The sequence below is a fragment of the Bradyrhizobium sp. 172 genome, from assembly GCF_023101065.1.
Lineage (GTDB): Bacteria > Pseudomonadota > Alphaproteobacteria > Rhizobiales > Xanthobacteraceae > Bradyrhizobium > Bradyrhizobium canariense_D.
On sequence record NZ_CP064701.1, the window covers coordinates 6,985,823 to 7,005,618 of the forward strand.

Sequence of the window (19,796 nt, forward strand, 5' to 3'; positions counted from 1 at the left end):
CGGAGAGCAAGGGCGCCGCCCGGAAAACCTCGGCCATAGATCGGCCAGCGGGAGTGATTTCGTCGACGAATCTTTGGCGCGGATCAAGCGCAGCTTTCAGCTCAGCCGGGCCGGAATATGCAACCATCGCTTTGGCGTCGCGACGTATCATTGTGTCGACAGGCAGCGCGCGCGAAACTGCGCGGCGTCAAAAACAAACTCGATGCGGACCAAGATGTGCATTCGTTTCTCCAGACTAGCTGAGTAAATGTCAGCAATTGTCGTACCAATTGCGCAGACGATGAAAATTGACCGCCAATACAGAATCTTACTGAAGGAAATCGGATTGGCAGCCTCTCACGAGGATCGGAACATTCGACACGGTGCTGGACCTATGTCCAGAATGCGACAGAAGACAGTCATCCGCATCTTGGTGCTCTTACCTCGCCAAATATGTGCTCCCCGCTGCCGGCGTACAATTGCAGGAGATAGGTGCACCATGGGCACCAGCTTGAAACGACGGAAATATCAGCGCTGAGCCGTGATTGGCTCTTAGGGAGCCGAGTGTGGATATAAACTGAATTCACTCCAAAGAACCGAGCTGCACCAATTCTGGATGCTTGTTCGATTGTGGTGCGGCCGCATCCTTCAAGACCTTGAACACGCGCTGTTCGATCGGGGAGGACGTGACGAAATCGGCATAGGCGCGCTCGAGCGTGGCCTTGCAACGCAAGGCGATGTCGGGATCGGATGCACCGGTAAACTCCTCGCCCGCGAGATATTCACCCATGCGACGCAGAATATGAAGCCGCGCCACGTCGATGATTTTCGCATCGTACTCGACGCCGAGCAGTGCAAAAAACTCCTCTGCCGCGGAGGCCTTGTTCAATTGCGAAAGGATCCCGTCCGTCGTCATTCTCAACCTCCATCTAGATCCGCGACCAGAAGCCGTCCTGGCCCGAATGTTCCAACCTGATCGCGCGAAGCGCATGGCTGACCACCTGATCGCCCTCCGTTGAGGAGCGATCTCTCATGAATGTCGCGCCACATCGCCACCACCGTTTCCTCGGAAACCGGGCCTTTGTGCTCGACGGCATGCTTGCGAACGCGCGCGAGAATGGTTTGGGTTTCGTCGGCGGTGACCGAAAGCTGCAAGTCGGACAACAGCGAAGTGATAGCGGCAAGCTCTGAATGCTCGCCGATCACAATGCGGTGGGTCGATCAGGAAGTTGACATCGGCACGCGAGGAGTCTTCGCCACCTAGCGCGACACCCAGTCCCTTGTCGCGAGCGTGGGCCACGACGCGCTTCACCCGCTCCAGCACGGCCAAACGGCGCCACCGAGTTTCGCCGCAATCTGCGCGTCCGACGATGGAATCGATAGGATTACCACCGAAACACCGGCCTCGATCTCCGCATCGACATCCGCGGGTCGCCATCGAGACATTTTCCGGTGTCGCGAAGGCCACGCCCGGTGTCTGTTCGCCGTCGCGCAAGGTGGTGTCATTAAGGACTATGGACCTCGACTGATCTTTGTCGGGCGCGGTGATTGCGGCAGCTAACGCCATCAGCGGCTCCGTAGGTTTATTCCGGAAGCTGAACAGCAACTGCTGTGCCAAACCGCTCGAATTCCCGAGAACTTGTGAATGACGTCGAATTTCAGATTAGTCCGGTGTGTCGCAAATCCGCCAGGGTGGAAACGGCGGAGCGCCAGGTCCGCTGCGCTTGCGACCGAGCTGAAGGCAGGCGCCGAGCTTGGAAGCTTGGCAGCCGGGCAACGGTTCGGGCCTGACCTCAAGCTGCAACACTTCAGGGAAAGGCGCGTGCATCCCGGCGCTGATCGAAGAGGATTCTTGAGCCATCCGGTCGTCCAACCACAAGTCGTCGTTCGTAAAAAGTCAGCGGGCGCGATCGAGAGGCCGGATGTTGGCCTCGATCGCGCGTCAACATAGAACATTGGGGCGGTAAATGTGACGGTCGCATCCACCAGTTATCAAGCCCGATGATCAGGCGCCGCCGCGTCCTGCTTAGGCTGCCTGCGCGAAGTTGTTTACCCGGTGTCTTTTCAAACCCTCAGTCCGGTCATGTGACCGTTGGCCGAAAGCTGGTCCGATACACCGGGACTCGCGCCGAGGAGCGGGCATCCAATATGAGCTCAGCCCTGCGAACTTCGGATGGCTTGGACGGAGTCATCGAGACGACGCAGATGATCCCGCCGGCGTCCGGCCATCCGGCTCTCCCCGCTCTCCTCGCCGAAGCAAAGATCAAAATCATTGCATTCCGTGCAGACCGGCGTGGTACACATCACCAGACCGTCATCTTCGCATAGCGTGCGATAGAAGAAGCGCTTCCACCGCATGTTCTTGGTGTTGCGAGCCGCCAGCGGCCCGAAATGGCGCATCAGGAGGCGGGACAATTCGTCCCGCTCCCGCAGACCGAGATCTTCCCACAGGTGATTAGGCTCCATCGCGCGCCGCGCGATCATCGTCGCGAGCCAGCCGCCGACCTCTCCATGAGTGGAACGTTGCGCAAGCAGGAGGTCTCGCACCATAATCGTCTCGTCAGGAGCCGGTAACGCGGACTGTTCGCGCCAGGTACAACTCCTGATCGGCGTCGATGGAAAGTATTGCACCAACAGCGCATCGAGCTCCTGGTTAGTCAAGCCGGCCCGTTCGGGAAGTTGGCCGCCATCCATAGCGGATGCGGCGAGAACGCAAGCGAGCACATGGCGATCGAAATCGTTATCGTCGCTGATGTCGACTTCTGTTGGATGGCGCCCGGTCAGAAGCCCGTAGAGCTCACTCGCATTGCGCTGCTCGGCGACGTGAGCTGCTGATACAGGAGATGACACTGTATTGGCAAATTCGCTTTGTGTGCCAATCATAAAGGTCCCGCAGTGGACGATGTCGGCCTTCCCCGGTCGAGAAGGCCGACAAGATGAACTATGCCGAAACAGCGGCGAGCTCGGCGGCGGTCTTGCCGACCAGGCTCTCGTCGACAGGCTTGATGATGCCGTGCTCCATGAGCATATCCTCGAGCTCGTCCATGCTGATTGGCGTCGGGATGGCGCCTTGTCCCGCATTATTGTGGATCTTGGTCGCGAGATTGCGATAGTGATCCGCCTGCTTGGACTCTGGCGCGTATTCCAGCACAGTCATGCGGCGCAGCTCCGCGTGCTGCACGACATTGTCGCGTGGCACGAAGTAGATCAGCCGGCTGCCGAGCTTCTTGGCAAGAGCATCTGCCAGCTCCAGCTCCTTGTCGGTCTGGCGCTCGTTGCAGATCAGGCCGCCGAGGCGCACGCCGCCGGAATTCGCATACTTCAGAATACCCTTGGAGATGTTGTTGGCGGCATACATGGCCATCATCTCGCCGGACATCACGATGTAGATTTCCTGTGCCTTATTCTCGCGGATAGGCATCGCGAAGCCGCCGCAGACGACGTCGCCCAGCACGTCGTAAGAGACGTAGTCGATGTCCTCATAGGCGCCATTCTCCTCCAGAAAGTTGATCGAAGTGATCACGCCTCTTCCGGCGCACCCGACCCCCGGCTCTGGACCGCCGGACTCGACACATCGAATGTCCTTGTAGCCGAGCTTGATGACGTCCTCAATTTCGAGGTCCTCAACGCTGCCGGCATTCGCCGCCAGACTCAGAATGGTGTCCTGCGCTTTGGCGTGCAGGATGAGGCGAGTCGAGTCCGCTTTGGGATCACAGCCGACGATGAGAATCCTTTGGCCCAGCTCAGCAAGAGCCGCCAGCGTATTTTGCGACGTTGTCGATTTGCCGATGCCACCCTTGCCATAAAACGCGATTTGTCTCAGCGAAGACATGTTGCTCTCCATCAACCGATTGCCAATTTTGCGCGCCGAACGCGCGAGGCTGTTTCTCTCTCAGAAACGTGGGCACACGGGTTTCGGGAAGGAGGCCATCGCTCGCCATCGGCGTCGGCGTGCCCTCAGCCCTCACTCCTTGTTGCTGCATTCAGTTAGCAACTGGCGTGCCATTCGTTCGCACGCGCGTTAAGCATCTGATTAGGCTTGACTAATAGCGCAGCGCCCGAGACCGGAAGCTGTGGTGGACCCGACAGCGGCAAGGGCTCTGACAGAAAACCGACAAAGCGGGGCGCGTGGATTCCCCTGCGAGAGGCGGGCGAAGGAGCGCGCAACGGGAATGCCGGGCCCAGTCAATTGAGGAGACCACACGGTGCAGATAGGGTCCGAGGACACCGCCATCATCAAAGGCGAATGTTCCACGACCGGCATGATGGGACTTGCCATCAGCGGGATGGCATATCGCTTGCTTTGCCAGTCGCGGAACGCTGTTTCCGTGTGACGCGATGCTGTGAGGACAATATGCCTGGAATTGGAAGTAAGTTGCCGCCGTTCGACATCACAGGCGTGAAGCCCGGGTTTCACCTGCCAGAGGAGAACGGGCAGAGCGCCTTCGAGACGCTGACTGAGAGGAGTTTCCCCGGAAAATGGAAAGTCATCTTCTTTTACCCGAAGGATTTCACATTCGTCTGCCCAACCGAAATCGCTGAGTTTGCTCGCCTGTCCAAGCATTTCGCCGATCGCGATGCAATCGTGCTTGGTGGCTCGACCGATAACGAGTTTTGCAAGCTCGCTTGGCGGCGTGAGCACAAGGATCTGCACCGTCTATCGATCTGGCAGTTTGCGGACACCAAGGGCGCACTGGTCGATGGCCTTGGAGTGCGATCGCGTGATGGCATCGCGCATCGCTACACGTTCATCGTCGATCCTGAGAACACGGTCCAGCATGTCTATGCGACAAGCCTCAATGTCGGCCGCAGCCCGACGGACACGTTACGCGTTCTGGATGCGATACAGACGAATGAGCTCTGCCCTTGCAACCGCGAAATCGGCGGCGACACGCTTAAAATTGCCTGAGGCAACATATCGAAAGTGCAGCAAGGAGCAGCTCCCGAATTAAGGACGTCAGATTCAATCGTTTCTGGATACGGACGATCTTACCGCAAATGCGGCCTGCTGCTAGCGAGTGCGGCACGCAATTCAAATCTCATTGCCACCATCGAGTCTACCGCGGCCGCCGCGCTGTCCGCGCGCGGCAGTCGTGGCGGCCAATCGACGGTCTCGATGATGACGATGAACAAGGTTCACCACCGCTCTTGCCCACCTCATAACAAATCCCGCATACAAGAGGATGCCGAGGCGGCTACGCATGAACATACAAAATACTTGTACGCTTCTGCGCCTACTCGACGCACATCTCCTGCCGGAGTTCCTTTATGTTGTCGCCATAGGCCGGACCGCGGCTATTCCCTTCTTTCTGCGCCTTGCCGGCCCGCAGCATCATCGGAGCGATCTGCGTCAGCCGCAGGCCGCTAATGCTGTAGGCCGACATGCCGGCACCCACGGACTCGGGCCAAGCTCCCTCTTCGGGGCAACTAGGGTTCCAGTAGTCGCGCCTCGATAAGGATGGAGGGAGAGGGAGATAGCTCAGCGCCGAATGACGTCTACCGGCCGGGATGATGATCCGCCGGCACGCTCGCGGACCGTATTTCCGGGCTCGATAAATCTATATTGACCGATGTAAGCCGCACTATGAGACGAACGAGTCGGGCTTATCAGTCCCTGATTAAAACCATGACTCGACGAGTTTTAGGCCAAGTGAGCCGGTCTATCAGGAAATCGGTCAGCTCGTTCATGGCGCGAGCTGACTCTTGGGCGCAGGCACCTGAAGCGATCGGGTGGCCTGGCGGTCGTAAGCCGCCTTGCCGTCTCGATCATTACGCCGGTCAATTTCCGAACATTAAGGCGGATATCAGCGCTGGTGACCCAAGCCAATCCCCAAGGTACGTGCTTTCTGTCTTAGAGAGCCCTCGGATCGCTTCATAAGCTTTGAAACCCTAGCTACAGGGGTGCGGGCCTTTGAGTGCGCCTTGAGCAGCTTGACGTCATCCTTACTATACTCTTTGCGCTTGGTGCTTTTTGCCACGTGTTCTCCGATTTCGCTTTGCACATCTACCTGGAGCGTCTTGTTTTTGGCGAAGACGCAACTGCTTCCCATTACCATATCAATGGTCATCGACAACCATTCAAGCGGATTTTTCTCTTTGAGATAAGAACCGGAACTACACGCGAATTTGTCCTCTGTCATCTGGATCTTTATTCGCGTGACAAACCTGATTTTCCACGTGCACGTCAGCACCTTCAACATGGAAGCAAGCGATAGAGATGAGACACTCGATGCGTCTTCGAAACAACAACTCGAAAAGCGCTTCTGCTTGAACGCGCCGACTTCACTCAGTAGTTTGTAGTATGATATTTCCAAGCCCGAATACTAGCATTACAGTTGCCCTTTCTGAGGATTTCTGAATCCATGGGCAACCATGATTCGAAGATCATGGACGCAGGCAGCGTCGATTGAAGAGACGCTTGCGCTGTGGGCGGCGTCGCTTCGTGAGATCAAGAAACGGATACGTCCGTTGTTCAATCAAGATCGTGTTGCGAGGAATGCAGGCTTGTTTCTGGAAGGTCTGCTCGGAGATGAGCAACGCAAGACTGGTTGGATGCGCGCGGAGGCAGCTGGCGATCCCGGTCCTTGGCGGCAACAGGCGATCCTGGGTCGCAGGGATTGGGATGCTGATGGTCTGCGCGATATCGTGCGCGATTATGTCATCGAGCATTTGGCGGATGACGATGCGGTGCTCGTGATCGACGAGACCGGCTTTCTCAAGCAAGGCAAGGCGTCTTGCGGGGTGGCGCGGCAATACACTGGTTCCGCCGGCAAGATCACGAACTGCCAGATCGGCGTCTTCGCCGCCTACGTGTCGCGCCACGGTCATGCGTTCATCGATCGCGCGCTGTATCTTCCGAAGGAATGGACCGACGATCCGGATCGTCTGGAAACCGCATATGTGCGTGCCGATGTCGGCTTTGCGACCAAACCAAAGCTTGCGACGAGCATGATCGCACGCGCGATAGCCACGTCTGTCCCATTCAAGTGGGTTGCGGGTGATACAGTCTACGGCGTTGGCGATATCGAACAGCAACTACGTCGCGCAGGCAAAGGCTATGTACTCGGGGTCAGCAGCGCTCATGTATTTCATTCCTGGGGCAAGCGGCGATCAGTCTCTGGCGCCGCCGCGGACATCGCCTCGACGCGGCGTTCGTCCGACTGGAAACGCCTGTCGGCAGGGGACGGAACCAAAGGACCACGGCTGCATGATTGGTGTTATCTCGAACTGGCCGATCTGGTCGGAGAATCAAACGACGAAAATCCTGGCGTTTGGACACGCGGTCTGCTGATCCGTCGTCGTATCGCCGATGGCGATCTCGCCTTCTTCACCACCTGGTGTCCAGCGGGAACATCCATCGAAACGCTGGTCGCGGTCGAAGGCCATCGGTGGGCGATCGAGGACAGCTTTGAAACCGCGAAAAACGAATTCGGGCTCGATCACAACGAGAGCAGATCCTGGCATGGCTGGCATCGCCACGTGTCTATGGTGATGCTCGCCTTCGCCATGATGGCGGTGATCCGACATCATGCCAATCCGCCGCCGCCAAAAAAAACCAAACGTCGAACCACAGCAAAAACCAAAGCATAGCCACGCCGTCGTTGATCCGATGGTCAATCCAGGAAGTCCGGCGCATCGCCGTCAGGCTCGCTCGAAAGCGGATCCAACCCGCGCACATCATCGCATGGTCACTCTGGCGCAGAGCTCACCAAGCGATCGCTCAGCGCGCGCATTTCAAAGCAAAAAGCCAACTGTAATGCTAATGATGGAGTAGAGCGGATAGGCCGGGACAGTCGCACTGCCTCACTTGCGCGCGCATCACCAACCGGCGTTCACGGCGAGTGCACGGCGGTGGACCTAAGGGCGAGTACTCACAAAGGCACATCTTACAAAGCCTGAGCGTTATTCCTCGTCAGCAGATCGAGCACGGCTCGCTGATCCAAACTTCATCTACCGCAGTATCCTTGGTTTAATAAGCCACGTTGACGTTCCCAGGCGATTCCGTCCTCAGCGAACAGTTCTGGGAGACCATCGCCTGTCCCCGTCTTATGGACCCGATGGACGAGCGAGCGACCTGATCCTGATATTCCCGGGCCGGGCACTACGGCATGGCAAGCAACCCGCGGGCCTAGCCGTCCTGTGTGAGCTTGGCACCGGCAGGCGATTGCTTGATCGATTTGCCAGAGCGCTTGGCCAGCACAATGCCGGCGCGCTGCGGATCATTCGTGATCTGTAACAGTGACCTTCACTGTCGAGTAGATGCAGGTCGAACCTCCAACCCGGCGGAACGGATTCTGCGTCATCTCGGACGCCTCGCAACAAATCCAGGCAAGATGTGGAGCTTTCTGCCGGAGCGTCAGGCAGGGCTCAGAGGCTGTATGAATAGCGGCGAGCGTCTACTCGATCTCCGTCAAGGCGCCTTCGAGCACCATCTCCACGATCTATTGCCAGAACAAACGTTCAGGGTCGGCGTTCAGAACCGCTGTCGCCAGGCCAAGCCGTTGATGGGTTGAATGCCACTCCCAAAGGCCCCTGCGGTGATCTTTGCGGAGCAGCTGCCATGCCGCCGCAGTCCTATCGTGGTGCAGCAGCGCGACGTCGACGAGGCCGCCCTCCGCATTGATATTGCCTGAGCAGCACGGGCTCTCGACCAGATAGCCACCAGCAACCGCTGTCACCTTTGGCGAGACATATCGGTAGTGCTCGCGCTTCTTCAGCGCGCGCACGATCCGCCACCGGTCGAGCTCGTTGGGATGCGCAGGCAATCCGGAATGATGTCGTCTGATGATTGCTGCGTTCATTGCGCGATATCCTAGACTGCAGAGATTTCTGCCTCGAGGCAGCCAACCACCAACTGCTTGCCGAAGTCGACCATATAAATGGGTAGGTTCGCTCCCGTATGGCGACCGACCTGGACGATCTGACCAATATACCCGACGCTGACCAGACACTCTTCGGCCGACGCGCCGGGAAAGGAACCGTCGTTGAGCAGATCGATTGCCGCCTTGACACGTTGGCCTGACCGGTATTTTGGCGATCTTGGTTCGATCATCGGGGTGCCGCTCCTGGCAAGAACGGCTCCTCGCCTTCGTGGCTTGGCGAGACTAGATCGAGCTCCTTGCATTTCATGCCGACGCGATTGCCGGAGCCGAGGAATTCGACTCCATAAATATAAAATTGTTGCAGGAACGTGCCGATCGAGACGACATAGCCAAGCTCCCCTTTCTTGACCAGAACCTCACCGATCTCCTTGCCCACATAGGTGCCGTCGTTGCGGATGGTGCGGTTGGCCCGCACGTTGTCACCATAATCAAAGAAGGGGGCGTCCGTCAGCTCGACGATGTCACTATCACGGGCGATGTTGCTCATGCTGCCGTCCCCGCTCCATGGTTCAACTGTACCGCGCCTCGCGAGCGCCCGGGCTTACGAACCGCCCTATCATGATGCTCGATGGACCCCCTCCATTCCCGCACGGCGGCGCTTGGGGTCGCGGATTGCATGAGCCTGTCGGGATCCCGGTGCAGCAACATCAATGCCCGCAGCCTAAAATCGAGACGATCGAGACAACTATCCGTGAGCCCATCGTTGATGTTGAAGAAGCCGTCGACGCGGCACGCGCGTCTGTCATCGAGCCGGGCGTGCTTGAGCCGGCCGCGAGCCGCGTGCTTCAGCGCGGGATGCGCACAGCTGACAGAGTCGACCTGATTACCCCGCCAACCGAGGGCATTGTGGACGTGATCACTCACGGTCCCGCCCATACGCTCGCCCAACAACACCTTGGCGCTAGCATCGTCCGCCGGACAAAGCCCCAGCAGCCTCCGACAGTTGCCGTCCTTCGCCGGGTTGCCCGAGACGCACCTGCAAGTCGGCAATAGGCGTTGAGCGAGAACAGGAAGACCCGCACGAGGTGCTCTCATAGCAGCCGAATTCCAACTTGGTGGCGCCGACCGCACCGGTGGCAGGAAATTCGTTTCCGCATCACGTGATCGGGTCCGAACGCCCTGCCGTGGCGCAGGTGTATTTCTGCACCTTCATCGAGGTGATAGGATAGCCCTGTCGCCCTGTGATGATGCTTAGCCGGCTCGATACCGTGCGACCAAGACACGGCTCGGTGAGGACGCCCTCTCTCGGATGACCAACTGAAGAAGGCCTCGGGCATGAATGTCGCCTGTTCAATGATGGCCGCACATGACTGGATTGATATCGTGGAAGACGGGTCAGCCCTTTGTGGGTCCATCGGCGAAATTGATCCTTGACGCCCAAGACAGCGGCCTTCGGGTCGACAGGAATAGCTCGAGCGCTCCCGCCCACGTGCGCGTTGCCAGAATATGGGTCGACAACTGGCGAAAAGGTTAGCGACCAGGGAGAGCCGTCCACCCGGTCTGAGAAGGGGAAAGTCGTGGCCGGCGCCTCGTGAAGGCGGAGCATCATCCGCCCGAGTTTCTGAACGAGTGTCGTAGTGACATCCATCGTGGCCCTCAAGCAGCCTGGTGACGCGGCAGCGCCGTATCAAGCACGCATGTATTGTCAACCGGGCAAACCGCCACGCATTGGGGCTCATCAAAGTAGGCGGCGCACTCGGTGCATTTCTCAGGATCGATCTGGAAAACGCCGGCTCGCTCGGAAATAGCGAAGTTCGGGCACTGCGTTTCGCAGGCCGAACAGCCCGTGCATTGCGAGGCGATGATCTTGAACGGCATTGTCTGAACCCATCCTCAGGCGGCGGAAATCAGCGCATTGCGGCGGGCAGCCGGATCGACCCGCTCAACGTGCTTGATCTTCCCCTCATTGACTTTATGGAGATAGAGTTTGAACCAGGCGATCGCCGAGCCATCAATGAACTCCCAGGCGTACTGATCGACCGGCTCGATTCCGGCCTTGATCAATTCGGCCTTCGGGCAGCCGCCGATCTTTGACACGAGCACGGCATGGCAGTCGTTGATGGCATCGATGGCGATTTCGAGCTTGCTGTCCTCGCCATCGCCGCCCTGGCAATAGGAATGAATAGGACGATGGCCAACGAATTTGGCGCCCGAAGTTGAGAGCTCGTAGATCTGGAACTCCTTGGCATGACCGAAGTGCTGGTTGATCAATCCCGAGCCCTTGGTTGCAACCGCCACCAGCACCTTGATTTCGCTGGACGCGCTGGCAAGCCCAGCAAGCTGCTCCTGCTTGGCCGCAAGCTTTGCAATGCGCGCCTTCTCGACTTTGGCCTGATACTCCTTTCGGGCCTGTTCATCATATTTGATGTCCATGGCCATGATCTTTTCCATGGTGAACTCGGCGCCGCGGTCCTCCCCGAGCAGTCCGACGGCGTCGGCGCGGCACTGGCGACAGTGACGCATCATGTTCATCTCGCTTTCGCAGCTATCCTGCAATGCTGTCACTTCCTGTGCGGTCGGGCCGCGTTGCCCGCTGAGACCGAACACGGTGCCGTGCTCGGGTGACGAAATCAGCGGCATCACGTTATGCAGGAAGGCGCCGCGCGACTTCACGGCCTTGTTAACCTCAACCAGATGCTGATCGTTAATCCCGGGAATCATCACCGAGTTGACTTTGCACAGGATGCCGCGCGCGGTGAGCATCTCCAGGCCCTGGAGCTGCCGATTGCTGAGGATGCTTGCAGCTTCAATGCCGGTGTAGCGCTTGTGGCGGTAAAAGATCCAGGGATAGATTTTTGCGCCAATATCGGGATCGATCATGTTGATCGTGATCGTCACGTGATCGACCTTAAGTCTTGCAATCGTGTCGACATGATCAGCTAGCGCCAGACCGTTCGTCGAGAGGCACAGCTTGATATCTGGCGCGAGTTTATTGACGAGCTCGAAGGTCTTGAATGTCTTGTCCGGATTCGCCAGGGGGTCGCCAGGGCCAGCAACGCCGACCACGCTCATCTGAGGGATGGCGGAAGCGACCGCCAGCACCTTCTTGGCGGCCTGCTCCGGCGTCAACTTCTCGCTGACAATGCCGGGGCGCGATTCGTTTGCGCAATCGTATTTACGATTGCAGTAATTGCACTGGATATTGCAGGCGGGTGCGACGGCGACATGCATCCGGGCATAATGATGGTGCGCCTCCTCGCTGTAGCAGGGATGGTTCTTCACCTTTTCCCAGACCTCATTTGGCACATTGCCGATGCCGGCCTGAGATCGGCACCTGGCCTTGCCGCTCCCACCGACCGTACCGCAGCTGTTGTGCTTAGCCATGACTTGCATGGTCTCGCTGATCTCGCCGCCGCCGCAGGCTACCTGGTGTTGCGCTGAAGTACTCATTTTTCCAATTCTCTTCGCAAGCCGAATCCTTCCAGCAAGCATCCCCAGAGTCGTTTCTGAAAAGCCAAGAGCAACTGGCGTGCCATACCTGCCACAAACGTATTTGTGTTTCGCGTCAAGCAGTTAGGCACCGTCCGTTCGAATGTCCGTTTTATCAACTCATGTTCGAAAGCTGACAGAATTGCGATCACAACAGCGCCCGGCAGCGCTATTACGAGGGCGGTACGCTGGTTCATCTATGCCCTTGAGCAAAGAGCATGGCGGCTGGTGTCGTTGAAAGTTGATCTTGTCGCCGAAATGTGACGCGTATGCAAAGCACAATCCGCAAAAGACGTTCCGGACGCTTTGAAGGACAACTTGAACCGGCGATGCTTCCTAGATGCAGACAAGAAACCCGTTACCGACCTATGTCGTGAAGATCACGCGGGCCCTTTCCTGACACTCCGGACGCATTGTCGGGCAGGTGAAGAGAAACGCCTGGTGCCCAGAGTCCCGACGGCCACGAATTGGACCGTGCGTCCAAACGTTGGTAGGCATCTCGAATAGGTGGTGCGGGTGTGGACGCCTCAGATTCGTAAAGCTGCAGCCGCCTCGGTCGACATCGCACGAACTGCCGTCCAACAACTACACTACGTCGCTCCCGTCCTCGGTATCCAGCCAGCCGATCCTGCTCTTCAGGAAACGCAGGCCCAGCACCAACAAGCCGGCGTGCTCCCTGTTGTCCTTGCCACAGCCGTGGCCGCCGGCGGCATGCTCGTATAAATAAGCCTCATAGCCCATCGCCTGCAGCTTCGCTGCCATTTTGCGCGCATGTCCGGGATGGACGCGATCGTCCCGCCGCCTGGTGGCCATCAGGATCGGTGGATAGGACTGCCCGGGTCTTGCAGCATGATAGGCAGAATAGGTCTTCAGCCACTCCCACTCCTCAGCGTTGTCGGGATCGCCATATTCGGCGAGCCAGTTCGCCCCGGCGAGCAGTTTGGTGTAGCGGCGCATGTCGATCAGCGGGACGGTGCAGAACAGTGCGCCAAAGAGCCCAGGATATCGCGTTAGCATGTTGGTAATGAGGATGCCGCCGTTCGATCCACTCTCGGCCCCGATCCGCTTGGCCTGTGTCACGCCGCGCTTAACGAGATCGGCGGCGACGGCTGCGAAATCGTCATGCGACAATCTCTTGCCGGCCAGCCGGCCGGCGTCGTGCCAGCGCGTGCCGAACTCACCGCCGCCGCGCAAATTTGCCTGAACCGTGGTGCCGCCGCAGTCAAGCCAAAGCTTACCGAGCGCGGAATTGTAATACGGTTTCACGGACATTCCAAACCCGCCATATCCGCTCAGATGGACCGGCGCGTTGCCGGTCTGTCTGACCGGCCCGGTCTGTAGGTAGGGAATTCGCTCACCGTCGATCGAGACGGCCTCGTGCCGCGTGACCACGCAGTGCTCCGCGGCAAACGTCTTCGGCGCCTGCTTCAGCACGGCGGGACTGCCCACGCCCCGCTCCAGCAGGATGAGAGACGGCGGGGTGAGCGGATCCTCGACGTGAGCCAGCAAGTCACCATTGCTCTCGGACGGATCGCGATCGAGAGACCAGATGTCGACGACGCCAAGATCAGGAAGCCCGCCCAATTGCTCGCGGTTCCAGCGATGATCGGATGGAGTGCAGATCTCGAACACTGGGCGGAGTTTGTCGAGAATACAAAGCACAAGCTTGCCCGCACTCCAAAAGAAGCTCTGCAGCGCACGGCGCGGGCCCGGCTCGAAGAGAATGTCGAACTGGCGGCTGCCCGCCAGGAATGCCGGCAGCGCGATGACGAGCACCGTATCCGCGGCATAGGTGTGCCCTGCCACAGACCAGGATTCGCGCGGCTTCAGGGCAAGCCAGTTGCGATGCGACCGCATCCAGATGTTACTTGGCAAATCGAGCCTCGTCTTGGCTCCCGTTTCATCGCCCAGCCAGACCACGCAATTGGAGACGTCTGTCGCATCGAGGAACCAGATCCTGGGCGGCACGACAGTGTCGTCAACACTGCAACCGACTGACACATGAGCGGCCTTGGTCTCAAAGATCACTGCCGCTTTGTCAACATGCGTACCACGCCGCCACAGCCTCACGGTGCGCGCATAGCCGGTGGTCGCGGCCATGCCGTCACCATGGGAGCTTAACAACACCAGCGTATCAAAATCGAGCCATACGCCGCTGCCTTTGGCTTCCGGCAAGACAAAGCCGTCGTGGATGAAGAGCTTCGTGTCTGAGTCGAATTCACGCAAGGTGACGGCATCGCTTCCGCCGCGCGATAGACTTAAGATCCATCGCGAGTGATCTCCAGGCGGTGCGGCCGTGGCGTTCAGAAGCCAGTCTTTGCCTTCGCTGACCGCAAGTTGATCGAGGTCGAGCAGGATGTCCCATGATGGCTTCAGCCTGCGATACTCTTCCAGAGTGGTTCGCCGCCAGAGGCCGCGTGGATTATTGGCGTCCCTCCAGAGATTGTAGAGATACTCGCCGCGCCGGCTGACATAGGGAATATTGTCAGGTCGGTCGTAAATCGCTGTCAGCGCATCTCTGTCTCGTTCGGCTGCGGGTCCGCCAAACACCTCCAGGGTTCTGCTATTCTGCCGCTCGACGAAGTTCAGCGCCCGCGCGCCTTCTATTTGTTCCAACCACAGATAGGGATCATCGTCAGGAGCGGAGGGCGTTGGCCTTCCAGTTCGCGAGTCGTCGACGCTCCTTGTATGACGATGCGTCATTTACAACCTTAGTCTTCGCGCAATTCGACTGATTCAAGGATTTGCATCGCGACCGTTGCATCACGATTTGCGAGCTACGACTTGGCCCGGTGCGAGATCCAATCCTCTCGAAACTGTATTTTGCGGAGTTGCAGCGATTGGCCTAACGCTATGAAGATGTGCGGAATGTAACGACCGGGCTGGCGATGTCAGCACAATGGGCCGTCGCGAGGCCTCCCCGGCAACGCCATCTCGTTGCCCAACAGTGCAGGCTAGGCCGAGTATTGCGTTTGACACCATGCGTCGGCGCCATCTTGGGTCCCAAGGACGGTTCGAGCGCTTCCGGAGTCATCGGCAGGTTCGGCTGGAACCTTCGACCACGCCAAGCCAAAGCCAGGGATTGATGTGGCCTTCCTCGCAAAGGCCGGACCGCTGCGCCAAGAACAGCTTCCGCATCCGCTGGTTTGGCGAGGTTCTGTGGAGTCGCAGCATTCATCATTCGGTTGCTTCGCCGTCGCGCTTCCTGGCATTGATCGTAATTGGAAGGATGGTGTCACTCGCCATCGCGGGTAGGTCGAGCACCCACCCGTTCGCGATTCTAATCCAACCACCCCACAGCGTCTCGTGCTCACATTCGACAATCGACTCCTCAAGATCCTTCTTGGGCACATAAATCGAAAGCCCCGTCTCGGGCGAACGGCGAATCATGACCTTCATAGGAGCTCCGCAACTTGTGAGCTCTCGCCCGCGCGCTCCTGACACGCACGCCACAAGGCTCTCTGTTTGGCATTGATGTCCGCCAGGACTTGCAGGACACGATCGATCTCATCCGGCGCCGTCTCGCGCGACAGCGAGAAGCGAACCGCACCGCGCAAAAAGGCCGGTGGTACTCTCATCGCGCGCAGGACATGGGACGGCTCCATCGAGCCGGACGCGCAGGCTGAACCGAGCGAGGCAGCAATTCCGTTGCGGTTCAGGTGGTCGACGATGGCCTCTGCTTCGAGATGCTCGAATGCGATGTTGGACGTGTTTGGCAAGCGGTTCTTGATATCACCAAGCACGATGCAACAGCCGAGAGCGAGTATGCCTTGCTCCAGCCGGTCGCGAAGCATGCCAATCTGCGTCTGCTCTTGTATGAGGTGTGCCGCAGCGAGTTCCGCCGCCTTGCCCAGCCCAATAATGCCCGGAACGTTTTGGGTGCCAGCGCGGCGATGCCGCTCCTGTGCGCCGCCGAAGATCAGCGGTCGGAACCTGGTGTCCTTGCGCACATACAGCGCGCCGATCCCCTTCGGACCATGGAGCTTATGGCCGGAGAGCGACAGCATGTCGACGTCCGTAGTCTTCAGGTCAATCGGAATCCGCCCGACCGCCTGGACCGCATCGGTGTGAAAGAGCGCGCCGACTGAGCGCGCCATCTTGGCCAGGGATTTCACCGGAAAGATCGTACCGGTCTCATTATTGGCCCACATGACCGAGGCGATTGACGTCCGCCTCGACAATGCGTTGCGATAAGCCTCGATGTTCAATCGGCCGCTTGCATCGACCGGAATGACATGGGTCTTGATTCCGCGTCGGCCCAGCTCCTCGGCAAGCGACAACACGGCTGGATGCTCAACGGCCGTAGTGACGATCTCGTCGCGTCCCTCCTGCACGGCGAGCGCGGACAGGATCGCGGTGTTGTCGGATTCAGTCGCGCCCGAGGTGAAGACGATCTCGTGATCGAATGCCGCGCCAACGAGGGCCTGCAGCTTCCGGCGCGCTTGTTTCAATGCGAGCGCAACCTCAGTGCCGAATGCATGCCCGGACGACGCATTGCCGAATTGCCCAGAGAAGAACGGCAGCATTGACGCGACTACCGATGGATGTGCACGGGTCGTCGCGTTGTTATCCAGGTAGATCAGCTGCACGGACTGTCCGCTCTGCACTTAAGGCCCCTCTTTGGCAGCCGCGGCGAGCGGGATCAGGCGGACGAACTCGCCGAGCCGCTCGATCAGGCGCGCCTGATTGGCCGCGAGCGTCGTTCTCGCGAGCTTGCATAACATGCAGGCGCCGGTGAGCCTGACCATGATCTTGTTGCCTTCGATTTCGACGAGCTCACAATCCCCACGATCACGCCTGAGGCTTGGCCGAATCTCATCGAGCACGGCACGGACAATCCGCTCGCGATCGGAAGCCTCTGCACTCGAAGACTGCTTCGTTCGTTCAGCCTTCAGGCCCATGTTCGATGCTCCTTCCATTGCGAATGGTCCGAAGGCGGCTCAGCTGAACGATTTGCCGCAGGAGCAGCTCGATTTGGCATTTGGGTTATCGAAGCGGAACCCTGATCCTTCGAGCGACACCACGAAATCGATCGTGGTACCGTTGAGATGCGCCCGGCTCGCCTTGTCGACGAAGACTTTGATCCCGTCATGCTCAAACACGGGCTCATCGGAGACCGGCTCATGAGCAAGACCCATTTTGTACGTGAACCCTTGGCAACCGCCGCCTTCGACCATGACCCGCAAACCGCTTGCCGGCTGGGCCGTCGAGGAGATTGCGGCCTTCAGTGCGTTGATGGCGCTATCCGTTAGGCTGATCATTTCTGGCTCGCTCTCAGTTTCTGTCGGAGGCACAATTCGCAAATCCCATGCCAATCGAGATGCAGCTGAAGTCCATTGGTTTTGAACGCGGCGACCATTCGATTTGCGACCTGTCTGATTTGCGACAGGCGGTTTTCGGGCGTCCCGCCCTTATCCGGCCGAGACCTCGTGATGGTGCCAGCACGTATTATCCCTGCACATTGCGCCAATCCGCCGCTTACCGTGTGCGTCGCTGCAGACATGGGCGCACGGCAAACAACTTGCATAAGGTCAGCGGACACGCCGCATTGGCGATGCATGTACACGACAGATTGATGAGGAGCCTTCCATGACGTCGATCGACAACACCGCTCTTGGCCAGTTGGACAAGGAGGGGCGGTTGCTGAATGCGGTGCTTAAGACCGAGACAACGAAGCCGGGGCGATTTGGATTTCGGGGCGACATCGCGCTGAAGTTCCAAGCCCAGCTCGCCGACGAAAAACGACCGCCGGACTATTCCATTGAACAAGTTCTTGCAATCGCGCAGGAAGGCGAACCGACTATCCCAGTCCTTGCCGGATATCTGCATTCGTTCGGGTATCTACCTGAGGCTGCAAAGGTTCTGGATGGCAGGCTGAGCCCCAAAGGCAGCTATTTCATTTTCTGCAACAACATTGATCTGCTGGCGAAGTACCGCACCAAGATAGGCGACATCACCTTCCGCATTCTGCCTTGCGACGAATCAACTGTCTGGAAGGAGATGATGGACCTCGCCGGCGTCGACAAGAATGACATCAAGAAGCTCGGTACGGCCGGTAGGCTCGACTACCTGCTCGACGCGGCCAAGGACATCGGTGGATCATACAGGGAAGTTTCATACGAGGACGGCCTGGCCAAAATGGAGCCGGTGAAAAACAGAAGCGAAAACCGCCCCGTCTGAGGCAGACCTCTCTCTCGCCAGCTCGACGACTATGCCGCGGAGAGAGTCACTGCGCCCGCTTCACCGGGACTGGCTCTGACAAACCCTGGTGATGGACTACCGGCCTCCCTTTCGGGAGATCACACCGCCACTCTGCTAGTCGTGTGTCGGCCAAGAGCACTGTCGTCAACTGCGCTGAGGGGCGGCTGGCCACGACCGTGCGCCTGACTGCATCCATGGGGATCAGGACAATCCAATGCTGATCGGCTGATGGTCGCGGTCACATTTCAGAGGGCGGATCGCCGATGTATGGTTCGGCTTTGGCGCTGTGCTCCAGGCCTTTGCCAGCCTGCGTGGCGCAGAGATGTCGCGCGTTCGATGCTCGCCAACCGATCAACGAGCTGCGCCCATGAATGATGGAGACCGAACCGAGGACTGAGTAACGCACACGTTTGCATCGTTCGAGAGAACCCAGGGAGCCAGTGTCAAGCGGTTTGCCTCGTACATGCAATTCCGCAGAGCCGTAAAACGCGACGGCGGGGTGCCGGTTGGTCGAGCCAGGCCAAGCGATAGCTGAGCAGACTTTGCCGCACGTCTTCAATGTTGTGAGAACGAAGCGAAGCTATGCAGCATGTCGCAACTGAGTCTGTCCTGGGAAGTTGCTCGAGGTCGCGAATCGCGCGGCCGACCCGCCCATCCCACAGACGCCACTTCACAGTTCTGACGTCCCTGCCGATGGCTGGAAGCACTCAAAAAGGGCCTGATCGGAATCGTACGATGCGATCGGCGATCTGCTGTATGGGCTGGATCTCCATGGCAATATGAAACCAGTCGATGATGTGGGTCGTTGGTTTCGGCATGGCGCGGGGCAGCCGCTTTAAGATTTCGGCCCCGTCCGAGATCACCGTCACATCCCCAAAGCCGCGATATTCCGACTTCCTAGAGAGGGCGAAGAGCACGATCGCGGATTGCCTGATGGTCGGTGCTGCCGGTTAAGAAATAGCAACCGCCCCTTTCTCCCCGTCCCCCGCGGGCGCATCTGGCCACGACGAGCTCGAAAATTCGCGCCGAATGTTGATCAGGCGCTACGAACGTACGCCGTATCGATGCTGATGACGAACTCTTTGCGCCGAGCTCCGGGAAGCTGCATCTCAAGGTGCCATCGGTCATCCGTTTGGGACCTCGCACGCCAGTTTCCTGCATGACCTGGTCGTCGAGCCGCTTGCCGATCCTGATCGTACCTTGCGCACGATCGCATGCGTCTCGGTCGGTTCAGTCGGCAGGAATCGGCCAGCACCTTTGGCGCCTGCCGCTAGGGCAGCATGCTTCCTAGCCGCGCCATCAGTT

The 19,796-nt window shown here is 58.7% G+C and carries 20 protein-coding genes and 1 pseudogene; 3 read left to right on the plus strand and 18 right to left on the minus strand.

From position 1 onward, the window contains the following. Positions 1-562: 562 nt before the first annotated feature. From nifW to nifH, 4 genes and pseudogenes are all read right to left on the minus strand, one after another. The gene (gene nifW / locus IVB07_RS33180; RefSeq protein WP_018458226.1) at positions 563-895 is read right to left on the minus strand and encodes a nitrogenase stabilizing/protective protein NifW; all 333 of its coding nucleotides are present in this window, start codon (positions 893-895) and stop codon (positions 563-565) included. Positions 896-1,014: 119 nt separating this feature from the next. After that, positions 1,015-1,546: pseudogene (locus tag IVB07_RS33185) on the minus strand (hypothetical protein); the annotation flags it as partial. A gap of 587 nt (positions 1,547-2,133) precedes the next feature. Then, on the minus strand, positions 2,134-2,862 hold the full coding sequence (locus IVB07_RS33190; protein WP_247367909.1) for a nitrogen fixation protein NifQ: 729 nt from the start codon (positions 2,860-2,862) through the stop codon (positions 2,134-2,136). Between the two features lie 58 nt (positions 2,863-2,920). Continuing rightward, on the minus strand, positions 2,921-3,811 hold the full coding sequence (gene nifH / locus IVB07_RS33195; RefSeq protein ID WP_026233535.1) for a nitrogenase iron protein: 891 nt from the start codon (positions 3,809-3,811) through the stop codon (positions 2,921-2,923). A 522-nt stretch (positions 3,812-4,333) separates the two neighbouring features. Between nifH and IVB07_RS33200 the strand changes: the two genes are divergently transcribed. Further along, positions 4,334-4,888, plus strand: a complete 555-nt coding sequence (locus IVB07_RS33200; protein ID WP_247367911.1) for a peroxiredoxin — start codon at positions 4,334-4,336, stop codon at positions 4,886-4,888. Positions 4,889-5,213: 325 nt separating this feature from the next. Here the strand turns inward: IVB07_RS33200 and IVB07_RS33205 are convergent, their stop codons facing one another. Both IVB07_RS33205 and IVB07_RS33210 read right to left on the minus strand, forming a co-directional pair. Next, on the minus strand, positions 5,214-5,363 hold the full coding sequence (locus IVB07_RS33205; RefSeq protein ID WP_247299031.1) for a hypothetical protein: 150 nt from the start codon (positions 5,361-5,363) through the stop codon (positions 5,214-5,216). Between the two features lie 420 nt (positions 5,364-5,783). Then, on the minus strand, positions 5,784-6,119 hold the full coding sequence (locus IVB07_RS33210) for a hypothetical protein (protein WP_247767387.1): 336 nt from the start codon (positions 6,117-6,119) through the stop codon (positions 5,784-5,786). Positions 6,120-6,351: 232 nt separating this feature from the next. Here IVB07_RS33210 and IVB07_RS33215 point away from each other — a divergent pair, with 232 nt between their 5' ends. Then, entirely contained in the window at positions 6,352-7,569 is a 1,218-nt protein-coding gene (locus IVB07_RS33215) for an IS701 family transposase (protein WP_247766832.1), read from the plus strand. 851 nt (positions 7,570-8,420) lie between these two features. Here the strand turns inward: IVB07_RS33215 and IVB07_RS33220 are convergent. The 11 genes from IVB07_RS33220 to IVB07_RS33270 form a co-directional block, all read right to left on the minus strand. Further along, complete coding sequence (locus IVB07_RS33220; RefSeq protein WP_247299034.1) at positions 8,421-8,780, minus strand: hypothetical protein; 360 nt, start codon at positions 8,778-8,780, stop codon at positions 8,421-8,423. An 11-nt stretch (positions 8,781-8,791) separates the two neighbouring features. Continuing rightward, positions 8,792-9,031 (minus strand): nitrogen fixation protein NifZ, encoded by a 240-nt coding sequence (locus IVB07_RS33225; protein WP_018457702.1) that lies wholly within the window; start codon positions 9,029-9,031, stop codon positions 8,792-8,794. Continuing rightward, positions 9,028-9,348 carry a nitrogen fixation protein NifZ gene (locus tag IVB07_RS33230; protein WP_018457701.1) on the minus strand — a complete coding sequence of 107 codons (321 nt, stop codon included), beginning with the start codon at positions 9,346-9,348 and terminating at the stop codon, positions 9,028-9,030. The genes IVB07_RS33225 and IVB07_RS33230 overlap by 4 nt, the downstream gene beginning before the upstream one ends. A gap of 1,109 nt (positions 9,349-10,457) precedes the next feature. After that, positions 10,458-10,679, minus strand: a complete 222-nt coding sequence (locus IVB07_RS33235; protein ID WP_247377099.1) for a 4Fe-4S binding protein — start codon at positions 10,677-10,679, stop codon at positions 10,458-10,460. Between the two features lie 15 nt (positions 10,680-10,694). Beyond that, positions 10,695-12,251: a nitrogenase cofactor biosynthesis protein NifB gene (nifB, locus tag IVB07_RS33240; RefSeq protein ID WP_247377101.1), complete on the minus strand. Its 1,557-nt coding sequence runs from the start codon at positions 12,249-12,251 to the stop codon at positions 10,695-10,697. After that, the gene (locus IVB07_RS33245) at positions 12,248-12,487 is read right to left on the minus strand and encodes a hypothetical protein (RefSeq protein WP_247767388.1); all 240 of its coding nucleotides are present in this window, start codon (positions 12,485-12,487) and stop codon (positions 12,248-12,250) included. The genes nifB and IVB07_RS33245 overlap by 4 nt, the downstream gene beginning before the upstream one ends. Positions 12,488-12,875: 388 nt before the next feature. Beyond that, complete coding sequence (locus IVB07_RS33250; RefSeq protein ID WP_247453723.1) at positions 12,876-14,993, minus strand: prolyl oligopeptidase family serine peptidase; 2,118 nt, start codon at positions 14,991-14,993, stop codon at positions 12,876-12,878. Between the two features lie 474 nt (positions 14,994-15,467). Continuing rightward, positions 15,468-15,689: a putative nitrogen fixation protein NifT gene (nifT, locus tag IVB07_RS33255; RefSeq protein WP_247336471.1), complete on the minus strand. Its 222-nt coding sequence runs from the start codon at positions 15,687-15,689 to the stop codon at positions 15,468-15,470. Next, the gene (nifS, locus tag IVB07_RS33260) at positions 15,686-16,879 is read right to left on the minus strand and encodes a cysteine desulfurase NifS (RefSeq protein WP_247285940.1); all 1,194 of its coding nucleotides are present in this window, start codon (positions 16,877-16,879) and stop codon (positions 15,686-15,688) included. The genes nifT and nifS overlap by 4 nt, the downstream gene beginning before the upstream one ends. A gap of 18 nt (positions 16,880-16,897) precedes the next feature. After that, on the minus strand, positions 16,898-17,191 hold the full coding sequence (locus tag IVB07_RS33265) for a NifU family protein (protein WP_247412043.1): 294 nt from the start codon (positions 17,189-17,191) through the stop codon (positions 16,898-16,900). A gap of 39 nt (positions 17,192-17,230) precedes the next feature. Continuing rightward, positions 17,231-17,551 carry an iron-sulfur cluster assembly accessory protein gene (locus tag IVB07_RS33270; protein WP_247285938.1) on the minus strand — a complete coding sequence of 107 codons (321 nt, stop codon included), beginning with the start codon at positions 17,549-17,551 and terminating at the stop codon, positions 17,231-17,233. Positions 17,552-17,879: 328 nt separating this feature from the next. Here IVB07_RS33270 and IVB07_RS33275 point away from each other — a divergent pair, with 328 nt between their 5' ends. Further along, on the plus strand, positions 17,880-18,470 hold the full coding sequence (locus IVB07_RS33275) for a hypothetical protein (protein ID WP_247285937.1): 591 nt from the start codon (positions 17,880-17,882) through the stop codon (positions 18,468-18,470). 728 nt (positions 18,471-19,198) lie between these two features. On the opposite strand, the gene IVB07_RS33280 is transcribed toward IVB07_RS33275, so the two are convergent. Next, complete coding sequence (locus IVB07_RS33280; protein ID WP_247285936.1) at positions 19,199-19,408, minus strand: hypothetical protein; 210 nt, start codon at positions 19,406-19,408, stop codon at positions 19,199-19,201. Positions 19,409-19,796: the final 388 nt, after the last annotated feature.